Origin of the sequence: Mycobacterium sp. 1245801.1 (assembly GCF_001673055.1) — a bacterium.
Classification (GTDB): Bacteria; Actinomycetota; Actinomycetes; order Mycobacteriales; family Mycobacteriaceae; genus Mycobacterium; species Mycobacterium europaeum_A.
In genome coordinates this window covers 1-8,868 of the sequence record NZ_LZKY01000099.1, presented here as the reverse complement: position 1 = coordinate 8,868, position 8,868 = coordinate 1, and the positions used below count along the sequence as shown (strand labels likewise).

At 66.2% G+C, this 8,868-nt stretch carries 13 protein-coding genes; 4 read left to right on the top strand and 9 right to left on the bottom strand.

What is annotated here, in order from left to right:
• The 3 genes from A5622_RS05970 to A5622_RS05960 all read right to left on the bottom strand — a co-directional run.
• On the bottom strand, window positions 1–344 hold a 344-nt coding region (locus A5622_RS05970), incomplete at its 3' end, for an LLM class flavin-dependent oxidoreductase (RefSeq protein WP_232002883.1).
• A complete protein-coding gene (locus A5622_RS05965; RefSeq protein WP_066877291.1) occupies window positions 329–769 on the bottom strand; it encodes a cobalamin-dependent protein in 441 nt (146 codons plus the stop codon). The genes A5622_RS05965 and A5622_RS05970, both read right to left, overlap by 16 nt.
• On the bottom strand, window positions 770–2,347 hold the full coding sequence (locus A5622_RS05960) for a methylmalonyl-CoA mutase family protein (RefSeq protein WP_066865620.1): 1,578 nt from the start codon (window positions 2,345–2,347) through the stop codon (window positions 770–772).
• A 70-nt stretch (window positions 2,348–2,417) separates the two neighbouring features.
• Here A5622_RS05960 and A5622_RS05955 point away from each other — a divergent pair, with 70 nt between their 5' ends.
• Window positions 2,418–3,242, top strand: a complete 825-nt coding sequence (locus A5622_RS05955; protein ID WP_066865617.1) for an NAD(P)-dependent oxidoreductase — start codon at window positions 2,418–2,420, stop codon at window positions 3,240–3,242.
• Window positions 3,243–3,245: 3 nt separating this feature from the next.
• Here A5622_RS05955 and A5622_RS05950 read toward each other — a convergent pair whose 3' ends face one another.
• From A5622_RS05950 to A5622_RS05940, 3 genes are all read right to left on the bottom strand, one after another.
• On the bottom strand, window positions 3,246–4,058 hold the full coding sequence (locus tag A5622_RS05950; protein ID WP_066877289.1) for a methyltransferase domain-containing protein: 813 nt from the start codon (window positions 4,056–4,058) through the stop codon (window positions 3,246–3,248).
• Between the two features lie 87 nt (window positions 4,059–4,145).
• Window positions 4,146–4,850, bottom strand: a complete 705-nt coding sequence (locus A5622_RS05945) for a M15 family metallopeptidase (protein ID WP_066877287.1) — start codon at window positions 4,848–4,850, stop codon at window positions 4,146–4,148.
• Between the two features lie 134 nt (window positions 4,851–4,984).
• Window positions 4,985–5,188, bottom strand: a complete 204-nt coding sequence (locus tag A5622_RS05940) for a cold-shock protein (protein ID WP_066865609.1) — start codon at window positions 5,186–5,188, stop codon at window positions 4,985–4,987.
• A gap of 343 nt (window positions 5,189–5,531) precedes the next feature.
• Here A5622_RS05940 and A5622_RS29545 point away from each other — a divergent pair, with 343 nt between their 5' ends.
• Window positions 5,532–5,669 carry a hypothetical protein gene (locus A5622_RS29545; RefSeq protein ID WP_197498060.1) on the top strand — a complete coding sequence of 46 codons (138 nt, stop codon included), beginning with the start codon at window positions 5,532–5,534 and terminating at the stop codon, window positions 5,667–5,669.
• Window positions 5,670–5,690: 21 nt separating this feature from the next.
• Here the strand turns inward: A5622_RS29545 and A5622_RS05935 are convergent, their stop codons facing one another.
• The gene (locus A5622_RS05935; protein ID WP_066865864.1) at window positions 5,691–5,924 is read right to left on the bottom strand and encodes a hypothetical protein; all 234 of its coding nucleotides are present in this window, start codon (window positions 5,922–5,924) and stop codon (window positions 5,691–5,693) included.
• Between the two features lie 466 nt (window positions 5,925–6,390).
• Here A5622_RS05935 and A5622_RS05930 point away from each other — a divergent pair, with 466 nt between their 5' ends.
• Window positions 6,391–6,837 (top strand): DUF5994 family protein, encoded by a 447-nt coding sequence (locus tag A5622_RS05930; RefSeq protein ID WP_066865606.1) that lies wholly within the window; start codon window positions 6,391–6,393, stop codon window positions 6,835–6,837.
• Between the two features lie 16 nt (window positions 6,838–6,853).
• Here the strand turns inward: A5622_RS05930 and A5622_RS05925 are convergent, their stop codons facing one another.
• On the bottom strand, window positions 6,854–8,134 hold the full coding sequence (locus A5622_RS05925) for a cytochrome P450 (RefSeq protein ID WP_066877285.1): 1,281 nt from the start codon (window positions 8,132–8,134) through the stop codon (window positions 6,854–6,856).
• Between the two features lie 36 nt (window positions 8,135–8,170).
• The gene (locus tag A5622_RS05920; RefSeq protein ID WP_066877293.1) at window positions 8,171–8,365 is read right to left on the bottom strand and encodes a ferredoxin; all 195 of its coding nucleotides are present in this window, start codon (window positions 8,363–8,365) and stop codon (window positions 8,171–8,173) included.
• Between the two features lie 196 nt (window positions 8,366–8,561).
• On the opposite strand from A5622_RS05920, the gene A5622_RS05915 reads away from it, so the two are divergent.
• Window positions 8,562–8,868 (top strand): TetR/AcrR family transcriptional regulator (locus A5622_RS05915; protein ID WP_156752862.1); only part of this gene is annotated, 307 nt, incomplete at its 3' end.

Below are 8,868 nucleotides of genomic sequence, written 5' to 3'. Positions count from 1 at the left end.
TCGCCCTGGGTGTCGGGCCGTCGCACCACTGGATCGTCCGCGACATGCTCGGCCTGCCGTACGAGAAGCCGGCCGCCGGCCACCGCGTGCGTCGAGAGCGCCTGGCGGGCAAGGGCGATGGGGTGCTGGGCCTGCAGCGGCACCACGGCGGTGCCCAGCTCGATGCGTGAGCTGTGGGCGGCCATCAGCGACACCATGGTCAGGCAGTCGAAGTCGTTGGGTACCTGCGGCATCCACGCCGTGTCCAGGCCCGCGGATTCGGCCCATTCGATGTCGGAGACCAGCCTGTCCACCTTGCGGGCCATATCGCCACGCTCGGCGCCGATCATTACTCCGACGCGCACGGTTCCTCCAGGGCTGGCTCGTTTGAGTCGATGTCCGCCGTGTCGGTCAGTTTGCGGATCTCGCGCACCAGGTTCTCCAGGGGTGTCCCGGTGGGGAATACCGCTGCCGCACCGGCCGATAGCAGCTTGGGTACGTCCGCGTGCGGGATCGTCCCGCCGACGACGACGGCGATGTCGGCCGCATCGGCGGCGCGCAGCGCTTCGATGGTCCGGGCGGTCAGCGCCAGGTGCGCACCCGACAGGATGCTCAGGCCGACGACGGCGACGTCCTCCTGGACGGCGATGGACGCGATGTCTTCGATGCGCTGCCGGATGCCGGTGTAGATGACCTCGAAACCGGCGTCACGCAGGGTGCGGGCGACGATCTTGGCGCCGCGGTCGTGCCCGTCCAGGCCGGGTTTGGCGACGAGAATGCGGGCCGTCATCTAAAACACCACCGGTTGCTGGAATTCGCCCCAGACCGCCTTGAGCGCGGACACCATTTCCCCGACCGTGCAGTACGCGTTGGCGCAATCGATCAGCTTGTGCATCAGGTTGTCGTCTCCCTCGGCCGACCGCGACAGCGCGGCCAACGTGGATTCCACTGCGGCCGAATCCCTTTCGGCCTTGACCTTGGACAGCCGCTTGAGTTGCAGGTCGCGGCCCTCCGCGTCGAGTTCGTAGGTGACCACGTCGTGCTCGGGCTCCTCGGTCACGAACCGGTTGACCCCGACGACCGGCCGGGTGCCGGCTTCAACGTCCTGGTGCAGCTTGAACGCCTCGTCGGCGATCAGGCCCTGCAGGTAACCGTCCTCGATGGCCTGGACCATCCCGCCGTGCCGCTCGAGGTCGGACATGATCTCGATGATGCGCTCCTCGGTGGCATCGGTCAGCGCCTCGACGAAGTAGGAGCCGCCGAGCGGGTCGGCGACGCTGGCCACCCCGGTCTCGTGCGCCAGGATCTGCTGGGTGCGCAGCGCCAGGGTCGTGGTTTCCTCGGTGGGTAGTGCGAACGGTTCGTCCCAGGCCGCGGTGAACATCGACTGGACACCGCCCAGCACCGCGGCCATCGCCTCGTAGGCGACCCGGACGATGTTGTTGTGGGCCTGCGGCGCGTACAGCGAGGCGCCGCCGCAGACGCAACCGAAGCGGAACATCGCCGCCTTGGCCGTTTTCGCCCCGTAGCGCTCCTGCACGATCGTCGCCCAACGTCGCCGCCCCGCACGGTATTTGGCGATCTCCTCGAAGAAGTCGCCGTGGGTGTAGAAGAAGAACGAGATCTGCGGCGCGAACTGGTCGATCGTCATGCGGCCGCGCTCGACCACGGTGTCGCAATAGGTCACCCCGTCGGCCAGGGTGAACGCCATCTCCTGCACCGCGTTGGCCCCGGCATCGCGGAAATGCGCCCCCGCCACCGAAATCGCGTTGAACCGCGGAACTTCGGCCGCGCAGAACTCGATGGTGTCGGCGATCAGCCGCAGGGACGGCTCCGGCGGCCAGATCCAGGTACCGCGCGAGGCGTACTCCTTGAGGATGTCGTTCTGGATGGTGCCGGTGAGCTTGGCCCGCGGGATTCCCTTCTTCTCGGCGGCGGCGACGTAGAACGCCAGCAGGATCGCCGCGGTTCCGTTGATCGTCATGCTCGTGCTGAGCTTGTCCAGCGGGATGCCGTCGAACAGGATCTCGAAGTCGGCCAGGGTGTCCACCGCGACGCCGACGCGGCCGACCTCCTCGCCGAACTCCGGGTCGTCGGAGTCGTACCCGCACTGGGTGGGCAGGTCGAGCGCCACCGACAGCCCCGTCCCGCCCTGCTCCAGCAGGTAGCGGTAGCGGCGGTTGGATTCCTCGGCGGTGCCGAAGCCGGAGTACTGCCGGAAGGTCCAGAGCTTGCCGCGGTAGCCGGACGCGAAGTTACCCCGGGTGAAGGGGAACTCCCCCGGCTGCGGAGGCTCCGCGTGCACGTCCCCCGGCCCGTAGACGGGCTGCAGCGGGATACCAGACGGAGTGTGGGCCGTATTATCCATCGGTGAATAACGTACTTGCAAAAAAAGAGAATGCCAATACCATACGGTTGACCAGGTAAAAGGAGACTCCATGCCCAACGGTTCGCTCGTCGATCGCACCGTCGTCATCTCCGGCGGCAGCCGCGGAATCGGGCTGGCGATCGGAATCGGTGCGGCCCGGCAGGGCGCCAACGTGGTGCTGCTCGCCAAGACCGACACCCCGCATCCCCGCCTGCCCGGCACCGTTCACACGGCAGCCGCCGAGGTCGAGGCCGCCGGCGGCAAGGCGCTGGCCGTCGTCGGCGACGTCCGCCGCGAAGAGGACGTGCAGCGGGTGGTGGATGCGGCGGTGCAGCGCTTCGGCGGCGTCGACGTCTGTGTCAACAACGCCAGCGCCATCGCGGTGGAACCGACCGCCACGTTGCCGGCCAAGAAGTACGACCTGATGCAGGAGATCAACCTGCGGGGCACCTTCCTGCTGACCAAGGCGTGCGTGCCACATCTGGAGAAATCGGCCAACCCGCACGTGCTGACCATCTCGCCGCCGGTGAACATGAACCCGCGCTGGCTGGGAGCCCACCCCGCTTACACGCTGTCCAAGTACGGGATGACGCTGCTGTCGCTGGGCTGGGCTGCGGAATTCGCCGACGCCGGGATCGGCGTGAATTGCCTTTGGCCGCAGACCTATATCGCGACCGCCGCGGTGGCGAATATGGCCGACGGAGACAAGCTGGCCGAGTCGTCGCGCAGCCCGGAGATCATGGCCGACGCGGCCGTCGAGATCGTCTCACGCCCCAGCCGGGAGGCCACCGGCAACTGCTACATCGACGCCGATGTTCTGCACTCCGCCGGAGTCGCGGACCTGTCCCGCTACGGCGGCGGCGACCAACCGATTCCGGACCTGTTCCTCGACTGAGTCCTACGCGCGGCAAAGGATTTCGCCGTGCGGTATGGCGATCCAACCGTCCTGGGCGGCGGCCCATTCACGCCACGCGGCGGAGATCTCTTCGAGCTGCGCACCGGTGGCCAGCTCGAGGCGTACCAGGTCGCGGGCCACGGTGGAGTGCAGGATTCGGTCGGCCCACATTTCGCCCCACCAGTCGCGAGTCGCGGGCGTGGCATAGCACCACAGGCTGCCGGTGGGCGTGATGTCGGTAAATCCCGCCTGCTGCGCCCACGACAGCAAACGCCGCCCTGCGTCCGGTTCGCCACGGTTGGCGCGCGCGACGCGCTGGTAGAGGTCGCGCCACAGGTCGAGCGCCGGCAGCTCGGGATACCAGACGAAACCCGAGTAGTCGGCATCCCGGGCCGCCACGATGCCGCCCGGCGCGCACACCCGTCGCATCTCTCGCAGCGCCGCCACCGGATCGGCCACGTGCTGCAGCACCTGATGCGCGTGCACGACATCGAAAGTGCCGTCGGCAAATTCGAGCTTGTGCACGTCGGCGGTCCCGAACGAGACGTTGGACAGCTTCCGTTGCTCGACCTCGGCGCGGGCCACGCCGAGCACATCGGGGACCTGATCGACGGCAATGACCGGACCGGGCGCGACCCGCGCGGCCAGGTCGGCGGTGATGGTACCGGGCCCGCAACCAACGTCGAGCACCGACAGCCCCGGTTTCAGGTGCGCCAGCAGGTAGGCCGCGGAGTCCTCGGCGGTGCGTCGCTGGTGGGAGCGCAGCACCGACTCGTGGTGTCCGTGCGTGTAGGCCGCTCGGTGTTCGTCGTCCATGGTGGCCTTCCTTGCCTGCGTGGCTCGCCTGGAAGACTACGCGTACCGCCCATAATATGGTATTTCTGTCTCATCTATTGAGACAGATCAGTCGACGGGCACGTCGAGAATCGGTTGGTCGACACCGGCGCCCGGGCCGTCGAAATGCCACCACTCCCCCGAATACACCTTCAACCCGCCGTAGTTCATCGCGTTCCGTAGCGCGGCTCGGTTCGCCACCGCGTCGGCACTGATGCCTTGGGTATTGAAAGCGGTTGCCCGAGAGGTGAAGTCGTCGAAGTCGGTGCCCATGTCGGCCAGGCAGAGCCCGCCGGCATGCAGCCCGGACGAGCACGGCTGCTGAGCCGTCGTGAACGTCACGTCCACCGAGCGCCCCGACTCGTGGCTGTGCGCGTACGGACCCGGGCGTGCCACCCACGCGGGGTTGGGAACCAGGTGGAACATCTTGACCTGAACCTCGTGCGGGCGATAGCAGTCCCAGAACACCAGCAGGTGGCCCTGCGGGCGCAGGGCGCCGGCCGCGGCGGCAAGGCCGGGCGCCATCGATTGGTGCACAAGGCATCTGGCGTCGGAGGGATACAGCTGCGTGTGGGTGAAATTGTTCGTCGTCGCGTAGCGCAGATCGAGGACCGCATCGGGAACGACGCTGCGGATGTCCACGAAACCGGCCGCTCGCGCGGCGTCGCCGACCGGCGGGATATCGGGATCGCCCGAGGCCGATGGCGTTAGTGCGGCGCCCACCCAGACCAGCGACACCGCAATGGTCGATCGCAGCACCCAGGTGAGACGCATGCGGTCATTATCCCGGTCGGCCGGCCCGGATCGGGTGAGGCGCCAGATGTCGTCGCTACCGGCGTCCAGACGTCAGAAAAGCAGTGGGCTGGTACGAAGGTATTCGCACCAGCCCACCGTGACGTATGTGAATTTCAGACGGCGCTGACTCCTACCGCCTGGGGTCCCTTGGCACCTTGCTCCACCTCGAACTGAACACGCTGGTTTTCGTCGAGTGAGCGATAGCCGTTGCCCTGGATCTCGGAGTAGTGGACGAAGAGATCCTTCGTGCCGTCGTCAGGGGTGATGAAGCCGAAGCCCTTTTCACCGTTGAACCATTTCACAGTTCCCTGTGTCATTTACTTACTTCTCTCATCAAATGCGGATGTACCAAACACACCCATGCCTGCCCAGGGTAGCACGAACCTGCGCCATTTCTAAACTAGTTGTGGCGCTTGCTATTTCATCTGCATATCGACCCCGAAGATGGCACCCCGCGACCGGCGGAAGCGGCGCCCAGGCCGCATTTCACCTGAACACGGCGTGTACTCGCCCGCTGCCTGTACAGTGGAGAGGAACCGCGTTCTTGCGGTCACCGCGAATCGCGAACGAACCACGAATGAGGTCGCCGTGCGATTCGATCGTCGTCCGACGCCAGTAACAGTGCGTATCGGCCGAACTTTTCATTCGGAAGGACAGCCCATGGACCAGTCGAACCTGTTTTCCCACCCCGAGGCACCGAAGCATGTCGCCTCGGGCGAAAGCTCCGCAAAACCGGTGGAGCACCCGACGTTTTCCGATCGGCCCGACACCGACGGCTCCACCACTCAACGTCGCTGATCGGCGGTGGGTGCGTGGACGTCAAGATGCTTTGGCGTACCTGCGGACCAATTCGCCTTCTCCGAACGTACTGGTCCGCTGTTGACCGTTGTCGTCTCGGCTGAAAAAAGTCCACTGCCCCGGACCACTCTGCGGAGCACTGATCATCTTGACCGTCAGCCGCAATTCGGTGGGGCGCCGCGTGCCGATAACGTCACCGACCCGGATCTGCGATGGGTGGATCTCGACCGCGTCGCACCAGTTCTCTATTGCCATGTAACCCATCCTCGCAGTTGCTACCAGCCTACCCGTCATCCCGCCCTACCGGGGTGGATGGCACACACTGTTTTTCATCCCTTGCACCGCAAGGGATTTCGTGCCAGCGGAAATGACAAAGTCCATCCGCCGGGCGAATTCCCCAGAGTTGGCCGGCCAAGGCCGTGTCGTGCTTGCGCGCTGGCGCCGATCACCCGATCGTCCGGGTGGGCCAAGGGTGGCGTAGCGTCGAAATCGAGCCGTTCGTTGTCAGCGGTGGTCTACCGCACGATCGCCGCGGGCGACACCCCACGGGCAATGTGATTCCTCCGTCGGTCTGCGTCCGTGGCCCGACGACGCCGAGCGCGAAGGAACCGCCCATGGGTTGTGCAAGCCCGGCCAGGACACGACACGATAATTTTGCGACCGTTGCGGCCCGCGGCGGCGCCGCGACCAGGTGCGCAATCTGCCGGCTGCGGTATCTCCGATGAGCTTCGCGGTCAGGACCCGGCGCCAATCCACTCCCATCCGGCTCTCGGTGGCTCGCGAACTCGGCCGGGATATCGACGGCGCGTGGTGGCCGCGCGCGGATCGCATAACCAATGAATTGCCCGAGCTCGTTGCGGTACTGACGCCTCTGCTCGGCGATGTCACCTCCATCAACGTGAACTGGTCATCGCTGCAGCGACCGCCCGATTTCAACTGGCCCGGGTGGGAAGGCAAACGCCAGCACGTGATGACGGTGCAGGGGGCGCACGCGTGCGCCAACCTGCTGATCGTCTCCTACGCCACGCACAGCGGGTTGGCCCTCATGGTGCTGCGGCGCGCGGCAAACCTGCCCGTGGAGGGTGCCGACCGCGCCAAGCCCGCGTTCATACTCGCGGACGCGATCCTGCGCGCCGCATTACAACAATGCGGACGTTCCTCCGGCTAGTAGGCGACACCCAGCGTCAGTCGGCCCGGGTGAACTCGATGTGCAGTTCCTTGAGCCCGCGCAGCAAGAACGTCGACTCGTAGAGGTACTGCCGGTTGGCGGGCAGCCCGTGCTTGGCCTCGCTGATCCTGAAGTCGCTGGTGCGGTCCAGGAGCCGGTTGATGGTGATCTGACCTTCCACCCGCGCAAGCGGTGCGCCAGCGCAGGTGTGGATACCGCGACCGAAGGCGATGTGCTCGCGGACGTTCTTCCGGTCAACCTGAAACTCGTTGGGATTCTCGAATTTTCGCGGATCACGGTTGGCCGCTCCCAGGCACAGCATGAGGACCGTGCCGGCCGGGATGTGCACCCCACCCAGGGTGGTGGTCTTGCGGGCCAGCCGGAAGTCGACCTTGGTCGGGCTCTGCATGCGCAACGCCTCTTCGATGAACGAGCCGATCAGGCTCCGATCCGCACGCAGCCGTGCCTGAAGCTCGGGCTGATCACCGAGCACCTGTACTGCCGCGCTCAGCAGCTTGGTCACGGTCTCCTGGCCGGCCGCGAACAGGAAGGTGGCCGGTCGCACCACCTCCAGTAGCGGCGGGGTCGAGCCGTCGGGATACGTGGCAGTCGCCAGGCCGGTCAGCACGTCTTCGCGGGGTCGTTCTCGCCGGTCGGCGATGTAGGCACTGAACAGGTCGTCGAGGTACTGCAGCGGGTTACTGCCCACGGGTTCGTGATCGAGCGCGCCCACCCTGGCGCCCGGCGCGTTACCTGCCCCGAGATTGCGGCGAATCTCGGCACGGTCCTCGTCGGGAACACCCAGCAGATCGGCGATCGCCAGCGTCGCGAACGGCTTGGCGTACTCGCCGAGGAACTCGCACTGGCCGTTGGCGATGAACTCGTCGAACTGCCGGTCGGCCAACTGCCAGATGTAGTCCTTGTTTTCCTGCAGCCGGCGCGGGGTGAGCAGCCGGCCGAGCAGGGAGCGCGCCTTCTCGTGCTCGGGAGGGTCCATGACGACCATGTGCTCGAAGATGGGGAATTCGTGGCGATGGGCTTCGATCTGCTCGCTGATGTCGTCGCCTTCCGGGGTGAACGGCAGCGGCGGGAACGGGCCGCCGATCGCGTTGACGGCGGAGAACGAGGCGACGTCTTTGAAGGCGGCCTGGACCTCCTCGTACCCGGTGACGGCCACGACCCCGTAGTGGGGCTCGCGGAACACCGGCCCCTGGCCACGCAGGTAGTCCCAGTAGGCATACGGATCTTGCGCGATGTCGGCGTCGGTGAAGTAATCGACGTCGGCGAGTTCAGTCATGATTTCAATTCCTTTTCCGGGCTAGAAAGCCGCGCGTCACGCGTCCTCTGCGACCAAGCTGATGGCCTGGCGCGGGCAGGCGGCCACGGCGGCTTCGACGCTGTGGCGCAACGCTTCACCGGGTTCCTCCTCGCAGGTTGCGACATCGTCGCCGAGGTCGAAAACCTCGGGGGCGATCTCCACACACAGGGCGTGCGCCTCACAGAGCCGGGAATCCACCCGGACACGCAGGTGTGCGGTCGTCATCGGCCGCTGCCTCCCGATTGACTCGTGCTTGCGATCATCCGAAACTGATCGATCGACCAAATTGTTAGGATGCGGTATGCCTACCACGGATCGACCAGGCCGGTCAAGCAAATCGGCCGCGCCCAACCCGGCGGCGAGTCGCCAAAACAGGAGGGGGGCCGACGCGGGGGCGCGCGGCAAGCTGATCGAGGCCACGGCCCGAATCATGCGCGAGGAGGGCTATGCCGCGGCGACGTCGCGGCGGGTGGCGGCGGAGGCCGGCGTCAAGCAGGCGCTGGTCTACTACTACTTCCCGACGATGGACGATCTGTTCGTCGAGGTGCTACGCGCCGGTGCCGAGACCGCACTGACGCGCATGCGGGCCCTGCTGACCGAGGACGACCCACTGCAAGCGCTGTGGGTGATGAACAGCGACTCCGCGGTCACCACGCTGAACGCAGAGTTCATGGCATTGGCCAACCACCGCAAGGCAATTGGCGCCGAACTCA

Coding starts and splice junctions, on each gene's coding strand:
- A5622_RS05965 (WP_066877291.1), bottom strand. CDS start 769: ATGACGGCCCGCATTCTCGTCGCCAAACCCGGCCTGGACGGGCACGAC.
- A5622_RS05950 (WP_066877289.1), bottom strand. CDS start 4,058: ATGGACGACGAACACCGAGCGGCCTACACGCACGGACACCACGAGTCG.
- A5622_RS05925 (WP_066877285.1), bottom strand. CDS start 8,134: ATGACTGAACTCGCCGACGTCGATTACTTCACCGACGCCGACATCGCG.
- A5622_RS05940 (WP_066865609.1), bottom strand. CDS start 5,188: ATGACACAGGGAACTGTGAAATGGTTCAACGGTGAAAAGGGCTTCGGC.
- A5622_RS05955 (WP_066865617.1), top strand. CDS start 2,418: ATGCCCAACGGTTCGCTCGTCGATCGCACCGTCGTCATCTCCGGCGGC.
- A5622_RS05960 (WP_066865620.1), bottom strand. CDS start 2,347: ATGGATAATACGGCCCACACTCCGTCTGGTATCCCGCTGCAGCCCGTC.
- A5622_RS05935 (WP_066865864.1), bottom strand. CDS start 5,924: ATGGCAATAGAGAACTGGTGCGACGCGGTCGAGATCCACCCATCGCAG.
- A5622_RS05930 (WP_066865606.1), top strand. CDS start 6,391: ATGAGCTTCGCGGTCAGGACCCGGCGCCAATCCACTCCCATCCGGCTC.
- A5622_RS05945 (WP_066877287.1), bottom strand. CDS start 4,850: ATGCGTCTCACCTGGGTGCTGCGATCGACCATTGCGGTGTCGCTGGTC.
- A5622_RS29545 (WP_197498060.1), top strand. CDS start 5,532: ATGGACCAGTCGAACCTGTTTTCCCACCCCGAGGCACCGAAGCATGTC.